The 15,925-nt window shown below is 70.0% G+C and carries 13 protein-coding genes, 1 tRNA gene and 1 riboswitch; of the genes, 10 read left to right on the forward strand and 4 right to left on the reverse strand.

Annotated elements, in window-relative coordinates:
- Positions 1–25: 25 nt before the first annotated feature.
- The 3 genes from RA210_RS00655 to RA210_RS00665 all read right to left on the reverse strand — a co-directional run bounded on the left by RA210_RS00655 (position 26) and on the right by RA210_RS00665 (position 3,006).
- Complete coding sequence (locus tag RA210_RS00655; protein WP_136489697.1) at positions 26–898, reverse strand: metal ABC transporter ATPase; 873 nt, start codon at positions 896–898, stop codon at positions 26–28.
- A 123-nt stretch (positions 899–1,021) separates the two neighbouring features.
- The gene (locus tag RA210_RS00660; RefSeq protein ID WP_201485079.1) at positions 1,022–1,834 is read right to left on the reverse strand and encodes an aldo/keto reductase; all 813 of its coding nucleotides are present in this window, start codon (positions 1,832–1,834) and stop codon (positions 1,022–1,024) included.
- Positions 1,831–3,006 carry an NAD(P)/FAD-dependent oxidoreductase gene (locus tag RA210_RS00665; RefSeq protein WP_201485080.1) on the reverse strand — a complete coding sequence of 392 codons (1,176 nt, stop codon included), beginning with the start codon at positions 3,004–3,006 and terminating at the stop codon, positions 1,831–1,833. Before RA210_RS00665 ends, RA210_RS00660 begins: the two co-directional genes overlap by 4 nt.
- A 142-nt stretch (positions 3,007–3,148) precedes the next feature.
- Here RA210_RS00665 and waaA point away from each other — a divergent pair, with 142 nt between their 5' ends.
- The 3 genes from waaA to RA210_RS00680 all read left to right on the forward strand — a co-directional run bounded on the left by waaA (position 3,149) and on the right by RA210_RS00680 (position 6,759).
- Positions 3,149–4,423, forward strand: coding sequence for a lipid IV(A) 3-deoxy-D-manno-octulosonic acid transferase (gene waaA / locus RA210_RS00670; RefSeq protein WP_201485081.1), 1,275 nt, complete (start codon positions 3,149–3,151; stop codon positions 4,421–4,423).
- A 67-nt stretch (positions 4,424–4,490) separates the two neighbouring features.
- Positions 4,491–4,597, forward strand: a riboswitch (TPP riboswitch).
- A gap of 68 nt (positions 4,598–4,665) precedes the next feature.
- On the forward strand, positions 4,666–6,552 hold the full coding sequence (thiC, locus tag RA210_RS00675) for a phosphomethylpyrimidine synthase ThiC (RefSeq protein ID WP_136489693.1): 1,887 nt from the start codon (positions 4,666–4,668) through the stop codon (positions 6,550–6,552).
- A gap of 132 nt (positions 6,553–6,684) precedes the next feature.
- Positions 6,685–6,759: transfer RNA gene (locus RA210_RS00680), tRNA-Thr, on the forward strand.
- A gap of 90 nt (positions 6,760–6,849) precedes the next feature.
- On the opposite strand, the gene RA210_RS00685 is transcribed toward RA210_RS00680, so the two are convergent.
- Positions 6,850–7,602 (reverse strand): RsiV family protein, encoded by a 753-nt coding sequence (locus tag RA210_RS00685; protein WP_201485082.1) that lies wholly within the window; start codon positions 7,600–7,602, stop codon positions 6,850–6,852.
- 177 nt (positions 7,603–7,779) lie between these two features.
- Here RA210_RS00685 and nudF point away from each other — a divergent pair, with 177 nt between their 5' ends.
- From nudF to parC, 7 genes are all read left to right on the forward strand, one after another.
- Complete coding sequence (nudF, locus tag RA210_RS00690) at positions 7,780–8,397, forward strand: ADP-ribose diphosphatase (protein ID WP_136489691.1); 618 nt, start codon at positions 7,780–7,782, stop codon at positions 8,395–8,397.
- Entirely contained in the window at positions 8,388–8,936 is a 549-nt protein-coding gene (locus tag RA210_RS00695) for a DUF1249 domain-containing protein (RefSeq protein ID WP_201485083.1), read from the forward strand. Before nudF ends, RA210_RS00695 begins: the two co-directional genes overlap by 10 nt.
- Positions 8,937–9,023: 87 nt before the next feature.
- Positions 9,024–9,839 (forward strand): 3',5'-cyclic-AMP phosphodiesterase, encoded by an 816-nt coding sequence (gene cpdA, locus RA210_RS00700; RefSeq protein ID WP_236574583.1) that lies wholly within the window; start codon positions 9,024–9,026, stop codon positions 9,837–9,839.
- A gap of 171 nt (positions 9,840–10,010) precedes the next feature.
- Complete coding sequence (locus tag RA210_RS00705) at positions 10,011–10,595, forward strand: YqiA/YcfP family alpha/beta fold hydrolase (protein ID WP_136489688.1); 585 nt, start codon at positions 10,011–10,013, stop codon at positions 10,593–10,595.
- Between the two features lie 56 nt (positions 10,596–10,651).
- Positions 10,652–12,547, forward strand: coding sequence for a DNA topoisomerase IV subunit B (gene parE / locus RA210_RS00710; RefSeq protein ID WP_201485084.1), 1,896 nt, complete (start codon positions 10,652–10,654; stop codon positions 12,545–12,547).
- Complete coding sequence (locus RA210_RS00715; RefSeq protein ID WP_442963349.1) at positions 12,544–13,554, forward strand: esterase-like activity of phytase family protein; 1,011 nt, start codon at positions 12,544–12,546, stop codon at positions 13,552–13,554. Before parE ends, RA210_RS00715 begins: the two co-directional genes overlap by 4 nt.
- Before the next feature lie 74 nt (positions 13,555–13,628).
- Positions 13,629–15,878, forward strand: coding sequence for a DNA topoisomerase IV subunit A (gene parC, locus RA210_RS00720; RefSeq protein ID WP_201485085.1), 2,250 nt, complete (start codon positions 13,629–13,631; stop codon positions 15,876–15,878).
- Positions 15,879–15,925 lie beyond the last annotated feature (47 nt).

Genomic DNA, 15,925 nt, shown 5'->3' on the forward strand with positions numbered 1-15,925 from the left:
CCTGCCCGGCGTGCCAGCCGTACCTCTAGGCGCAGCGGCGCTGGCGCAGCCAGTCGCTCCAGCCGATGCGTTCGTCGCGGATCAGCCAGCCGTCCTGTGCGGCGAATCCTTCCGAAAGCCACAGGCCGTCGGTGGCCGCACGGCGCAGCTCGCCCTGCTGCAGGGTGTACAGCTCGCCGGGGTTGCCTTCCAGCGGCAGCAGGTAGAGGTCCGGGTTGTGCCGGTCGAGGCGGCTGACCAGCACGCCGTCCTCCAGGCACTCGTCGCTGTGGAACAGGCTCGGCGCCTGCAGCGCCGCCGGCAGTTCGAGGCGCAGGTCGTAGACCAGTTGCAGGGAGGCTGTCGGCAGGTGCACGTAGGCCTGCGGACGCTCCAGCAGCGGCAGGCTGCCGGCATGCACCCGGCGGGCGTCGCCGCACAGCGGGCTCAGGCGGTAGTGGTACTGCTCGTGATGGGGCAGGCTGGCATCGTGCGGGGTCGGCAGCCAGTGTTCGCCGAAGCGTCCGCCGAGCCAGCCGCGCGGCGTTTCCACCAGACACTCCTCGGCCACCTCCTGCAGCGCGGTGTGCAGCGGCAGGTGCAGTTCGTGGCTGGGCACGTAGCCGGAAATCAGCTTGAGCACGCAGTCGCCGCGGTCGCGGCGCTGCTGGCGCACCAGCAGCCAGTAGTCGCGCCCCTGCCAAGCGAGGGTCAGGCGCACCGACACGCCCAGATTGGCCAGCTCGCAGGTGAAGTGCTGGGGGTTGTCGACCTGCAGCGGTCGCCGCCGCTCGAGCATCTGGGCGAAGTTGAGCGGCTGGCCGAGCGGCTGGTAGATCAGCCGCTGGGCGTTGGCTTCGACATGCAGGGGCTGGGTCTTGAAGGTGCTCGGGTCCTTGCGGGCGAGAATCCTGTGCATGGCGACTCCTTCGGCGGGCAGGTGGCTTGATGTGGTCGAGCAGGCCCCTTGCGCGGCGGGCCGCGCAGTCGTGGCGTTCAGGTCAGGTTAGACGAGCCGGCCGCCGTTGTCTGTGCGCGCCGGTCAGACCGATTGTCGCGCCCCCAGCACCTGCGCCGCGGTGGCCACGTTGTGGGCCAGGTGCGCCGGAGTGATGGTGCCGACGATCACGCTGCTCACCGCCGGATGGGCGAAGATCAGCTCGAAGCTGGCGCGCACCGGGTCCTCGCCGCTCAGCAGCGCATGGCCGCTGGCCAGCGCCTTCTTGATCAGGATGCCCTTGCCGTGCGCGCCGGCGTAGTCGAGCACCGGGCGTTCGCCCTGTTCGGCCAGGTTGTAGGTGACCATGGCGCAGTCGCCGGACTCCAGGGCCTTGAGGCCGCCGGCCACGGTCTTGCCGGAGAAGCCGAAGGCGCGGATCAGCCCCTCGCGCTTGAGTTCGGCGAGGGTGGCGTACACCCCGGTCTGCTCCAGCACCGCCAGGTCGTGGCCGTCGGAGTGGACCAGCACCAGATCCAGATAGTCGGTTTCCAGGCGCCTTAGACTGCGTTCGACGGACAGGCGGGTGTGCGCGGCGCTGAAGTCGAAGCGCGAGGCGCCATCCTCGAACTCCTCGCCGACCTTGCTGCAGATCACCCAGGCCTGGCGCTGGCCGCGCAGCAGCGGGCCGAGGCGCTGCTCGCTCACCCCGTAGGCCGGCGCGGTGTCGAGCAGGTTGATGCCCAGTTCGCGGGCCTGTGCCAGCAGCGTGCGCGCGGCGCGGTCGTCGGGGATGGTGAAGCCGCTCGGATACTTCACCCCCTGGTCGCGGCCGAGCTTGACGGTGCCGAGGCCGAGCGGGGAAACGATCAGGCCGGTCGAGCCCAGCGGCCGCCACAGCTCATGCAGGGTGCTCATGCGAACAGCTCCTCCCACAGCGGCGCCGCCACGGCAGGGCGCGGCAGCTCGGGCAGGGCAGCGTGCGCGCCCGGCTGGATGCCGGCGCGCTCGAGAGTCGCGATGACCCGATCGGCTAGGTCGGGAGCCAGCGCCAGCTTGGTCGGCCAGCCGACCAGCAGGTTGCCCTGCTCGCTGAGGAAGGCGTTGTCCGGGCGCACCAGGCCGGACTGCGCCGGCTCGGCGCGATCCACCCGCAGGGTACGCCACTCGGCGGCGGACAGATCGAGCCAGGGCAGCAGTTCGCCCAGCTCCTTCTGCGCGGCGCGGATCTGTGCGGCCTCGTCGCGGGCCACGCCATCGGCCTCGGCCAGATCGCCGCCCAGGTACCAGACCCACTGGCCGTCGGCCGCCGGGTGGCTGGTGACGGTGACGCGCGGCTTGGGCCCGCCACCCAGGCAGTGGGCGTACAGCGGCTTGAGGGTCGGCGCCTTGACCAGCACCATGTGCAGCGGGCGCAGCTGCTGGCCGGGCTGTTCGATGCCCAGCCCGGCCAGCAGGCCGGCATTGCCCGGCCCGGCGCAGAGCACCACGCGGCGGGCGCGGATCTCGCGGCCGTCGACGACCAGGCCAGCCAGTGCGCCGCTCTCGTGCAGCGGCTCGATACGCTGGCCGGCGAGCAGACTGTCGCCGGCCAGCTCGGCCAGGCGGGCGATCAGCGAGGGCACGTCGAGCACCAGCTCGGCCAGCCGGTAGACCTTGCCCCTGAACTTCGGGTGCTGCAGGGCCGGCGGCAGCGCGTCGCCCTTGACCGCATCGACCCTCCCGCGCATCGCCTTGCTGGCGAAGAAGCTGGTCAGGTTGCCGGCCAGGGTGCCCGGCGACCACAGGTAGTGGGCGTCGGAGAGCAGGCGCACGCCGGCGAGATCGAGTTCGCCGCTGCCGGAGAGGGCCGCGCGCCAGCGCCGCGGCATGTCGGCGATGGCCTCGGAGGAGCCGGTCAGCGCGCCGCTCAGGGCGTACTTGGTGCCGCCGTGGATGATGCCCTGCGACTTCACGCTCTGCCCGCCGCCGAGGCGCTCGTTCTCCACCAGCAGGGTGGCATAGCCGAGCCGGCGCAGGCGGGCGTTGAGCCAGAGGCCGGCGATGCCGCCGCCGACGATCAGGATATCGGTGCTCAGGGCTTGGGACATGAGGGAGCTGCCTTGTGGAAGAACGGCGCAGAGTATAACCCGTAGGGCGGCGCTCTCCCCCAGTCGAAGCCCGCGGCATGTTGCCGGCGCCGCCTGTGCGCGCCATGACCGCGCGGCGCACAAGCTGATATCCTCCGCGGCCATGAACCGCGCCCTCTACTCGCTCCTGCTGCACCTCGCCCTGCCGCTGATCGCCCTGCGCCTGTACCTGCGCGGGCGCAAGGCGCCCGCCTACCGCCAGCGTATCGCCGAGCGCTTCTCGCTGCGTCTGCCGGCGATGCGGCCCGGCGGCATCTGGGTGCATGCCGTTTCGGTGGGCGAGAGCATCGCCGCGGCGCCGATGATCCGTGCCCTGCGCGAACGGCATCCCGACCTGCCGATCACCGTCACCTGCATGACCCCCACCGGCTCCGAGCGCATCCGCGCGCTGTTCGGCGACAGCGTGCAGCACTGCTACCTGCCCTACGACCTGCCCTGGGCCGCGGCGCGCTTCCTCGATCGCGTGCGGCCGAAGCTGGCGGTGATCATGGAAACCGAACTGTGGCCCAACCACATCCACCAGTGCGTGCGGCGCGGCATTCCCGCCGTGCTGGCCAATGCGCGCCTGTCGGAGAGGTCCGCCCGGGGCTACGCGCGCTTTGCCGGCCTGACCCGGCCGATGCTCGCCGAGATGAGCTGGATAGCCGTGCAGAGCGCGGCCGAAGCCGAGCGCTTTCACCGGCTCGGCGCCCGTCCCGAGTGCGTCGCCGTCACCGGGTCGATCAAGTTCGACCTGACTGTTGACCCCGAACTAACGGCGCGTGCCCAGGCCCTGCGCGCCAGCTGGGGCGCCGACAAGCGCCCGGTATGGATCGCCGCCAGCACCCATGCCGGCGAGGACGAGATCGTCCTCGCCGCCCATCGCCGGCTGCTGGCCGAGCGCCCGGACAGCCTGCTGATCCTGGTGCCGCGTCATCCGGAGCGTTTCGACGCCGTGCATGCCCTCTGCCTGCACGAGGGCTTGCGCAGCGTGCGCCGCTCCTCCGGCCTGCCGGTCGGGGCGGCGGAGCAGGTGCTGCTCGGCGATACCATGGGCGAGCTGATGTTCCTCTATGCGCTGGCCGACGTGGCTTTCGTCGGCGGCAGCCTGGTGCCCAACGGCGGGCACAACCTGCTGGAGCCGGCGGCGCTGGGCCTGCCGGTGCTGAGCGGCCCCCATCTGTTCAACTTCCTCGAGATCTCCGCCCAGTTGCGCGAGGCCGGCGCTTGCCTCGAGGTGGGCGACGGCGAGGCCCTGGCCCGCGAGCTGCGCGCACTGCTCGGCGAGCCGGGCCGCCGCCAGGCCATGGGGCGCGCGGGGCTGGCCGTGTTGCAGCGCAACCAGGGCGCGCTGGCCCGCTTGCTCGACGGGCTCGGGCGGCTGCTGCAGCTTCGCTGAGGGCCGGTCTCTCGGCGGCTCGTCCCCAGGCACTGGCCCCATCCGCAGAGGCCGATTAAACTCCTCGGGTTTCTTGTCGGGGTGCCTGGAGTCGCAGGCTGAGATCGGACAGTTCCGAATCCCGTTGAACCTGATCGGGTTAGTACCCGCGTAGGGAACAAGATGTCCCCGCCGTCCGGCGGGGGTCTCCTGCTCCAGGTTCGCTCCGACATTCCTGCCGCGTGCCGTGGAGAGTCCCGTCGATGAGCGCCACCGAATACAAGAACCTGAGCGAATCCGCCCAGGTCGACCAGCAGTCCGTCCAGCCGCTGCCCAATTCCCGCAAGGTCTACGTCCAGGGTTCGCGCCCGGACATCCGCGTGCCGATGCGCGAGATTTCCCTGGCCGATACCCCCACGGACTTCGGCGGCGAGAAGAACGCGCCGGTGCTGGTCTATGACACCTCCGGTCCGTACACCGATCCGAACGTGACCATCGACGTGCGCAAGGGGCTGGCCGATGTGCGCAGTGCCTGGATCGAGGAGCGCGGCGACACCGAGAAGCTGCCGGGGCTGTCCTCCGAGTTCGGCCAGCGTCGCCTCAACGACGCCGAACTGACCAAGATGCGCTTCGCCCACGTGCGCAACCCGCGCCGCGCCAAGGCCGGAGCCAACGTCACCCAGATGCACTATGCGCGCAAGGGCATCGTCACCCCCGAGATGGAGTACGTCGCCATCCGCGAGAACATGAAGCTGCAGGAGGCCCGCGAGGCCGGCCTGCTGGCTGCCCAGCATCCGGGCCACAGCTTCGGCGCCGCCATCCCCAAGGAAATCACCGCCGAGTTCGTCCGCGAGGAAATCGCCCGCGGCCGCGCCATCATCCCGGCCAACATCAACCACGTGGAGCTGGAGCCGATGATCATCGGCCGCAACTTCCTGGTGAAGATCAACGGCAATATCGGCAACTCGGCGCTGGGTTCCTCGATCGAGGAGGAAGTGGCCAAGCTGACCTGGGGCATCCGCTGGGGCTCCGACACCGTCATGGACCTGTCCACCGGCAAGCACATCCACGAGACCCGCGAGTGGATCATCCGCAACTCGCCGGTGCCGATCGGCACCGTGCCGATCTACCAGGCGCTGGAGAAGGTCGGCGGCATCGCCGAGGACCTGACCTGGGAGCTGTTCCGCGACACCCTGATCGAGCAGGCCGAGCAGGGCGTGGACTACTTCACCATCCACGCCGGCGTCTTGCTGCGCTACGTGCCGCTGACCGCCAAGCGGGTCACCGGCATCGTCTCGCGCGGCGGCTCGATCATGGCCAAGTGGTGCCTGGCGCATCACCAGGAAAACTTCCTGTACACGCATTTCGACGAGATCTGCGAGATCATGAAGGCCTACGACGTCAGCTTCTCGCTGGGCGACGGCCTGCGTCCGGGCTCGATCGCCGACGCCAACGACGCCGCGCAGTTCGGCGAGCTGGAAACCCTCGGCGAACTGACCAAGATCGCCTGGCAGCACGACGTGCAGACCATGATCGAAGGCCCGGGTCACGTGCCGATGCACATGATCAAGGAGAACATGGACAAGCAGCTCGAATGCTGCGATGAGGCGCCGTTCTACACCCTCGGCCCGCTGACCACCGACATCGCCCCGGGCTACGACCACATCACCTCCGGCATCGGCGCGGCGATGATCGGCTGGTTCGGCTGCGCCATGCTCTGCTACGTGACCCCGAAGGAGCACCTCGGCCTGCCCAACAAGGACGACGTGAAGACCGGCATCATCACCTACAAGATCGCCGCTCACGCCGCCGATCTGGCCAAGGGCCATCCGGGTGCGCAGATCCGCGACAACGCATTGAGCAAGGCGCGCTTCGAGTTCCGCTGGGAAGACCAGTTCAACCTCGGCCTCGACCCGGACACCGCGCGCAGCTACCACGACGAGACCCTGCCCAAGGAGTCGGCCAAGGTGGCGCACTTCTGCTCCATGTGCGGGCCGAAGTTCTGCTCGATGAAGATCACCCAGGAAGTGCGCGACTACGCCGCCAACCTGGAGCGCATCGACGCGGTGGACGTCGACCTCGAGCGCGAGATGCAGGCCAAGGCCGAGGAGTTCAAGGCCCAGGGCTCGCAGCTGTACCACAAGGTGTGATGCGCCGCCGCTGAGGCGAGGAACGGGCCTGCGGGCCCGTTCTGCGTTTGCGCGCCTGCGGAATTTTCTGCAAGTCGTTGATTTTCCTGTGGACGCGCGCTGCAGCTGCGACTAGAATGCGCGCCGATTCAAGCCCATGTAGCTCAGCGGTAGAGCACTCCCTTGGTAAGGGAGAGGTCGGCGGTTCAAGTCCGCCCATGGGCTCCAGTCTCTTCCCCCCTCCTTGCTGTTCCCGGGCGCCATCCTGCGCCAACTCTCTTGTCCCGCTCGTTCAGTCCGACCGCCGATCGTCACGCTTCAGCGTGCAGCGCCGTGCATGCTTTCCGGCAGGTATTCTGGACGGAGGATCTGCCGCAGCCGGCTGTAGGGGATCTCCAGGTTCGGATGGCCCATGCTGTAGGGCGCCAGGGCGTAGACGTCGTACTTGAGCAGCACCTTGTCCCTGAGCAGAGCGATGTTGGCGGTAGGCTGGAACGGCCAGATGCGCCGGAACTCCTGCGGGTCGTCGATCTGCTGCGCCGCGAGCCAGCGCTGGTGCGCCTCGCCGGCGGCCTGCCAGAAGGCGGCCTCCTGGCCGGGCAGCAGCAGGTCGGCCAGTTGCAGGGCGCGCTGCTGGCTGCGCGAGTAGTTGATGAAGCCGCGCCCCGGCATGCCGTGGGCACCGCCGCGGTACAGGTAGCTGGACAGCTCGACCACCAGCAGGTCGCCGTGCTGGTCTGCCAGCTTGGCCTGCAGCCAGGTTTCCCAGCCCTCGGGCTGGCGGCGCAGCAGCTCGTCGCCGCGCGCGCGCAGCGAGGCGGGCAGCGCGCTGTCGGCGTCCTCCCGGGTCATCGCCAGCAGGGTCTGCTCGATCAGGGCGCTGAGCTGCGGCTCGTCGGCGAACTTCAGGGTGTCGACGTTGACCAGGCTGCAGCGCTCGCGCGGGCAGACCTCCGGGCGCTGTTCCCAGACGATGCGCTGTGGCGCCGGCGGCGCGCTCTGGCCGCCGAGAAACTGGCAGGCGCCGAGCAGCGGCAGGCAGGCCAGGGCGAAAAGGCTGTAAAGACGCATGGGACTCCTTGAGCGCAACGGCAAGGCTGGGTAGGGTGGCGCATCGGCCGGCTTCGACCCCGGCGCGGGCCGGGGGTTCGACCTCGTGGCGGTGACCGTCGCTGCGGCAGTCACCTCCGCGGTTCGGGACATTGATCGGCGGGCGGCGGGGCCGCTGCAGCCAAGCGGGAGAAGTATATGAGCGAGTCGCCGAAAACGGCCGACCTGAAAGTGGAAATCGTCGAGCGCGAGGCCTGTTTCCGCGGCTTCTATGCCCTCGACCGCGTGCACCTGCGCCACGAGCTGTTCGCTGGCGGCATGGGGCCGGTGATCAGCCGCGAGCTGTTCGTGCGCCATGATGCGGTCTGCGTGCTGCCCTACGACCCGGCCCGCGATGCCGTGGTGCTGATCGAGCAGTTCCGCGTCGGTGCGCTGGACAAGAGCGCCAACCCCTGGCTGCTGGAGCTGGTCGCCGGGCTGATCGACAAGGACGAGTCGCCCGAGGAAGTGGCCCGTCGCGAGGCCGTCGAGGAGGCCGGGCTGAGTCTGGGCGAGCTGTGGCCGGTGACCGCCTACTATCCTTCGCCGGGCGGCAGCGACGAGCGCGTGCACCTGTTCGTCGGCCGCTGCGACAGCGCCGGCGCCGGCGGCATCCACGGTCTGGCCGAGGAGGGCGAGGACATCCGCGTGCGGGTGCTGAGCCTCGACGCGGCGCTGGACGAGCTGGAGGCCGGGCGCATCGACAACGCGGCGAGCATCATCGCCCTGCAGTGGCTGGCGCTGAACCGCGAGCGGGTGCGGCAGACATGGCGCTGAGCCAGCTCGCCGAGCGCTACCGGGTCGACCTGACCGGGCTGCAGGCGGCCTGCGAGGCCAATTATGCGCGGCTGATGCGCCTGCTGCCGGGCATGCGCGAGCAGGCGGCGCTACGGCAGCCCATGCTGGGGCAGCCCATGCTGGGGCAGCCCATGCTGGGGCAGCCCGTGCTGGGGCAGCCCGTGCTGCGCCGCCTGGCGCTCAGCGCCGGCGACACTACCCTGGCGGTGCTGGCGCTCAGGGTCACCGAGGCCGGTCCCTACACCAGCACCGTGGAGGTGCGCGAGGAGCCCGGGCTGGCCTGGCTGCCGGCGCCGCGCCTGGAGGTGCGCGTCTACCACGACGCGCGGATGGCCGAGGTCACCGGCGCCGAGCACTGCCGGCGCCTGCATCCGCGCTACGCCTACCCGAACCCGGCCATGCACCAGCCGGACGAGAAGATCCAGCTCAACCTGTTTCTGGGCGAGTGGCTGAGTCATTATCTGCGCTGCGGCCATCTGGCGGAAAACCCAGTGGATCGCTCGGTCGTTCGCCGGTAGTGTGAACCGTATAGCGGTCACCCCCGCGGGGCCATGCCACCATTGCCGTTCCGCAGCCGCGGTCCAGACGCCGACAGGAGACGGCTCTTGCACAGTTCTCACACCCATTGCGCTGGCGCACCCCTGGTGCTGGTCCAGCTTACCGACAGCCACCTGTTCGCCGAGGAGGACGGCCATCTGCTGGGTATGGATACCGCAGACAGCCTCGGCCGGGTGGTCGATCTGGTGCTGGCCGAGCAGCCGCGGGTCGACCTGGTCCTCGCCAGCGGCGACCTGTCGCAGGATGGTTCGCTGGAGTCCTACCAGCGCTTCGCCGCGCTGACCGCGCCCATCGACGCCCCCGCGCGCTGGGTGTCCGGCAACCACGACGAGCCGCTGACCCTGCAACTGGCCTGCGCCGGCACCGAGCGCCTGGCGGTGGTCACCGACCTAGGCCACTGGCGGCTGGTGGTGCTCGATTCGAGCGTGCCCGGCAGCGTGCCCGGCCAGCTCGATGCCGCCCAGCTCGAGCAGCTGGATGCCGCCCTGGAGTCTGCCGGCGAGCGCCACGTGCTGCTGAGCTTCCACCACCATCCGGTGGCGGTGGGCTGCAGCTGGCTGGACCCCATCGGCCTGCGCAATCCCGAGGCGCTGTTCGCGGTGACCGACCGCTACCCGAACCTGCGCTGCATCCTCTGGGGGCACGTGCACCAGGAGATCGATGGCCAGCGCAACGGCGTGCGCCTGCTCGCCTCGCCCTCCACCTGCGTGCAGTTCGCCCCCGGCAGCGAGGAATTCCAGGTCAGCAGCGAGGCGCCCGGCTACCGCTGGCTGCGCCTGCACGCCGACGGCTCGATCGACACCGGCGTGTCGCGGGTCAGCGGCATCGACTTCGTGATCGACTACAGCATCAAGGGCTACTGACGCCATTTGCGCAAGGCACGCCCTTGCCGTAGGGTGCGCCGTGCGCACCATGGACTCTCCGTGCATTAGTGGTGCGTCCAGCGCACCCTACGACTCGGGCCTCATCCGACTTGAATCCGACGGCAGGATAATGCTTTCCTTGTATATCCATACAGCTACAAGGCGCCGTCGATGCTCCCCCAGTCGACCCTGATCTATATCCACGGCTTCAACAGCTCACCGGCTTCGCTCAAGGCCCGCGAGCTGGTGGCAGCCTGCGCGCGCCAGGGCCTGGCCGAGCGCCTGCGCGTGCCGGCGCTGCACCATGACCCGCGCCGCGCCATCGCCCAGCTGGAGGCGGAGATCGCCGCCGCAGAGCGTCCCGTGCTGGTCGGCAGCTCCCTCGGCGGCTACTATGCGACCCATCTCGCCGAACGCCACGGCCTCAAGGCCCTGCTGATCAATCCGGCGGTGCGCGTGCAGCGCTACTTCGCCCGCTACCTCGGCCCGCAGCACAACTACTACAGTGGGGAGAGCTGGGAGCTGACCGCCGCGCACGTCGCCGCGCTGGCCGAACTCGAGGTGCCGCCGCCGCAGGATCCCGCACGCTTCGTGGTCTGGCTGCAGACCGGCGACGAAACCCTCGACTATCGCGATGCCGCCGACTACTACCGGCTCTGCGCGGTGCAGATCGAGGAGGGCGGCGACCACGGCTACCGGGGCTTCGCCGCGCGCATCCCCGAGCTGCTGGCCTTCGCCGGCCTGACCAGCGCCTGAATTCCTGCTCGCGGCCCGATCCGCGGGCGACCCTTTCGCCAGACAGACATCCATCCATGGCCAATACCTCCTATACCGCCGAAGCCATCGAGGTCCTCTCCGGCCTCGATCCGGTGCGCAAGCGCCCGGGCATGTACACCGACACCAGCCGGCCCAATCACCTGGCCCAGGAAGTCATCGACAACAGCGTCGACGAGGCGCTGGCCGGCCACGCCAAGTCCGTGCAGGTGATCCTCCACGAGGACAACTCGCTGCAGGTGATCGACGACGGCCGCGGCATGCCGGTGGACATCCACCCGGAGGAGGGCGTCAGCGGCGTCGAGCTGATCCTCACCAAGCTGCACGCCGGCGGCAAGTTCTCCAACAAGAACTACCAGTTCTCCGGTGGCCTGCACGGCGTCGGCATCTCGGTGGTCAACGCCCTGTCGACCCGTGTCGAGGTGCGCGTCAGGCGCGACGGCAACGAGTACGCCATGGCCTTCGAAGGCGGCTACAAGGCCAGCGAGCTGGCGGTGGTCGGCACGGTCGGCAAGCGCAACACCGGCACCAGCGTGCAGTTCTGGCCGGACGCCAAGTACTTCGATTCGGCGAAGTTCTCCATCAGCCGCCTCAAGCACGTGCTCAAGGCCAAGGCGGTGCTGTGCCCGGGGCTCAGCGTGTCCTTCGAGGACCGCGCCAGCGGCGAGAAGGTCGAGTGGTTCTACGAGGACGGCCTGCGCTCGTATCTGAGTGACGCGGTCAGCGAGTTCGAGCGCCTGCCCCAGGAGCCGTTCTGCGGCAGCCTGGCAGGCACCCGCGAGGCGGTGGACTGGGCGCTGCTGTGGCTGCCGGAAGGCGGCGAGAGCGTGCAGGAAAGCTACGTCAACCTGATCCCCACAGCCCAGGGCGGCACCCACGTCAACGGCCTGCGCCAGGGGCTGCTCGACGCCATGCGCGAGTTCTGCGAGTTCAGGAGCCTGTTGCCGCGCGGGGTCAAGCTGGCGCCCGAGGACGTCTGGGAGCGCATCGCCTTCGTGCTGTCGATGAAGATGCAGGAGCCGCAGTTCTCCGGGCAGACCAAGGAGCGCCTGTCCTCGCGCGAGGCGGCGGCCTTCGTCTCCGGGGTGGTCAAGGACGCCTTCAGCCTGTGGCTCAACGAGCATCCCGAGCTGGGCCTGGCGCTGGCCGAACTGGCGATCAGCAACGCCGGGCGCCGCCTCAAGGCCGGCAAGAAGGTCGAGCGCAAGAAGATCACCCAGGGGCCGGCGCTGCCCGGCAAGCTGGCCGATTGCGCCGGACAGGACCCGATGCGCGCCGAGCTGTTCCTGGTCGAGGGCGACTCCGCCGGCGGCAGCGCCAAGCAGGCGCGCGACAAGGAATTCCAGGCGATCCTGCCGCTGCGCGGCAAGATCCTCAACACCTGGGAGGTCGACGGCGGCGAAGTGCTGGCCAGCCAGGAAGTGCACAACATCGCCGTGGCCGTCGGCATCGATCCGGGCTCGGCGGACCTCACCCAGCTGCGCTACGGCAAGATCTGCATCCTCGCCGACGCCGACTCCGACGGCCTGCACATCGCCACGTTGCTGTGTGCGCTGTTCGTCCAGCATTTCCGCCCGCTGGTGGAGGCCGGCCACGTCTACGTCGCCATGCCGCCGCTGTACCGCATCGACCTCGGCAAGGAGGTCTACTACGCCCTCGACGAGGCCGAGCGCGACGGCATCCTCGAGCGCCTCGCCGCCGAGAAGAAACGTGGCAAGCCGCAGGTCACCCGCTTCAAGGGTCTCGGCGAGATGAACCCGCTGCAGCTGCGCGAGACCACCATGGACCCCAACACCCGCCGCCTGGTGCAGCTGACCCTCGAGGACGCCGAGGGTACCCTGGAAATCATGGACATGCTGCTGGCCAAGAAGCGCGCGGGCGACCGCAAGAGCTGGCTGGAGAGCAAGGGCAACCTGGCCGAGGTGCTGCTTTGACGGCGAGCCGGCGTCTGCTGCTGGGCCTGGCTGGCGCGCTGGCGCTGCTCGCCGGCAGCCCGGCGGCCCGCGCCGAGGCGCCGCTGGCGGAACTGGTGCTGCAGGCCGCGCTGCCGGTGGAGGGCATGGCCGGTGGCAACCTGTCCGGCCTGGCGCGCTGTGGCGACGGGCGCTGGTGGGCGGTATCCGATCGCGAGGATGCGCAGCTCTCCCGGCTCCAGCCCGCCGAAGGGCGCTGGCAGGCGGCCGCCGAGGCGTTCGCGGCGCCGCCGCCGCCACCCAGCGGCCTGCCCTGGGGCCTGAGCACCGGCAACCGGCTGCTGGCGCCGCTGCGCGGCGGTGCCCTGGACTTCGAAGGACTGGCCTGCGACGCAGCCGGCAACCGCTACCTGCTCAGCGAGAGCGAAGTCGGCGTGCTCATGTTGCCGTCGCTCGGCTCCCCGCAGTGGCTGGCGCTGCCGCCGCAGCTGCTGCGCCAGGCGCGTGCCCGCGGCCTGCTGCTGCACGCCAACGCCCTGCTCGAGGGCCTGGCGGTGTCGCCGGACGGTGCCCGCCTGTGGCTGGCCGCCGAGCGCGAGGGCCGCGGCCTGCTCGCCGTGCAGCGGAGCGGCGAGCGCTGGCGCTGCCCCGGCAGCGGCTGCGTGCTGGTGGCGGAGAGCGGCCGAGCGCTGCGCCCGCTGGATCCGCCCGGCAGCGAGCCGCAGCCGCTGGACTTCACCGGCCTGAGCTGGCACGCCGGCAAGCTGTACAGCCTGGAGCGCCTGCAGCACCGCATCTGTCGCCGCGACCCGGAGCACGGCACGGTCGAGCGCTGCTGGTCGTTCGCCGCCGCGGCACTGGCTCCCGAGCTGCGCTACGCCACGCCCTTCGGTGTGGCCGAGGCGCTGTGGCTGGATGACGGCTCGGCCTGGATCGGCCTGGACAATGACGGCGCGGCCAATGCCGCCGGCGAGCGTCGGCCGCTGATCCTGCAGTTCGCCGCGCCGGACGGCGGCTGGAGCGGCTGAGCCGCCCGCCGAACAATACGGTGCGCCCGCCCCCGGCGGGCGCGCCCGGACACACGAGTTTTCAGAGGACGCAGATGAGCGAATCCCTCGATCTGAGCCTGGACGGCGTCGAACGCCGCTCGCTGGCCGAGTTCACCGAACAGGCCTATCTCAACTATTCCATGTACGTGATCATGGATCGTGCCCTGCCGCACATCGGCGACGGCCTCAAGCCCGTGCAGCGGCGCATCGTCTACGCCATGAGCGAGCTGGGCCTGGACGCCGATTCCAAGCACAAGAAGTCGGCGCGCACCGTCGGCGACGTGCTGGGCAAGTTCCACCCGCACGGCGATTCCGCCTGCTACGAGGCCATGGTGCTGATGGCGCAGCCGTTCAGCTACCGTTACACCCTGGTCGACGGCCAGGGCAACTGGGGCGCGCCGGACGATCCCAAGTCGTTCGCCGCCATGCGCTACACCGAGGCGCGCCTGTCGCGCTACTCGGAGGTGCTGCTCGCCGAGCTGGGTCAGGGTACCGTCGACTGGGTGCCCAACTTCGACGGCACCCTCGACGAGCCGGCGACCCTGCCGGCGCGGCTGCCCAACCTGCTGCTCAACGGCACCACCGGGATCGCCGTGGGCATGGCCACCGACGTGCCGCCGCACAACCTGCGCGAGGTGGCCTTCGCCTGCGTGCACCTGCTCGACGAGCCGCAGGCCACGGTCGAGCGCCTGTGCGAGATGCTGCCGGGGCCGGACTACCCGACCGAGGCGGAGATCATCACGCCGCGCAGCGATCTGCTGAAGATCTACCAGACCGGCCGCGGCTCGGTGCGCATGCGCGCGGTGTACCGCAAGGAGGACGGCGAGATCGTCGTCACCGCGCTGCCGCACCAGGTCTCCGGGGCCAAGGTGCTGGAGCAGATCGCCGGGCAGATGCAGGCCAAGAAGCTGCCGATGGTCGCCGACCTGCGCGACGAGTCGGACCACGAGAACCCCTGCCGCATCGTCATCGTGCCGCGCTCCAACCGCGTCGACCTCGACGAGCTGATGCAGCACCTGTTCGCCACCACCGAGCTGGAAAGCTCCTACCGGGTCAACCTCAACGTCATCGGCCTGGACGGCAAGCCGCAGGTCAAGGACCTGCGCCAGCTGCTCTCCGAGTGGCTGACCTTCCGCATCGGCACCGTGCGCCGCCGCCTGCAGTTCCGCCTCGACAAGGTGGAGAAGCGCCTGCACCTGCTCGAAGGCCTGCTGGTCGCCTTCCTCAACCTCGACGAGGTGATCCGCATCATCCGCGAGGAGGAGCAGCCCAAGCCGGTGCTGATGGAGCGCTTCGGCCTGACCGAGGTGCAGGCCGACTACATCCTCGATACCCGCCTGCGCCAGCTGGCGCGTCTCGAGGAGATGAAGATCCGCGGCGAGCAGGACGAACTGGCCAGGGAGCGCGACAAGCTGCTGGCCCTGCTCGGCAGCGAGAGCAAGCTGAAGAAGCTGGTACGCCAGGAGCTGCTGGCCGATGCCGAGAAGTATGGCGACGAGCGGCGCTCGCCGCTGGTCGCGCGCGCCGAGGCCCGCGCGCTGTCGGAAACCGACCTGCTGCCCGCCGAGCCGGTCACCGTGGTGCTTTCCGAGAAGGGCTGGGTACGCTGCGCCAAGGGCCACGACATCGATGCCGCCGGCCTGTCCTACAAGGCCGGCGACGCCTTCAAGGCCGCGGCGCCCGGGCGCTCCAACCAGTTCGCGGTGTTCCTCGACTCCACCGGGCGCAGCTACTCGCTGGCGGCCCACTCGCTGCCCTCGGCGCGCGGCCAGGGCGAGCCGCTCACCGGGCGCCTGAGCCCGCCGGCCGGCGCCAGCTTCGACTGCGTGCTGCTGCCCGAGGACGAGGCGCTCTACGTGCTGGCTTCCGACGCCGGCTACGGCTTCGTGGTCAGGGCTGACGACCTGCAGGCCAAGAACAAGGCCGGCAAGGCGCTGCTGACCCTGCCCGAGGGCGCCCGGGTGATGGCGCCGCGGCCGCTGCGCGCGCTGGAGAGCGACCTGCTGGCGGCGGTGACCAGCGAGGGGCGCCTGCTGGTGTTCCCGGTCGCCGAGCTGCCGCAGCTGGCCAAGGGCAAGGGCAACAAGATCGTCGGCATTCCCGCCGAGCGGGTCGCCAGTCGCGAGGAGTACCTGGTCGACCTCGCCGTGCTGCCGCAGGGCGCCACCCTGGTGCTGCAGGCCGGCAAGCGCACCCTGTCGCTGCGCGCCGACGACCTCGATCACTACCGGGGCGAGCGCGGACGCCGCGGCAGCCTGCTGCCGCGCGGCTTCCAGCGGGTGGACGCGCTGCTGGTGGAGTGACGGGACGCCTGCTGATGGAAAAGGGCTGCATGAGTTTCCACCCTGCA

It is taken from the genome of Pseudomonas sp. OF001 (assembly GCF_904426495.1).
Lineage (GTDB): Bacteria > Pseudomonadota > Gammaproteobacteria > Pseudomonadales > Pseudomonadaceae > Geopseudomonas.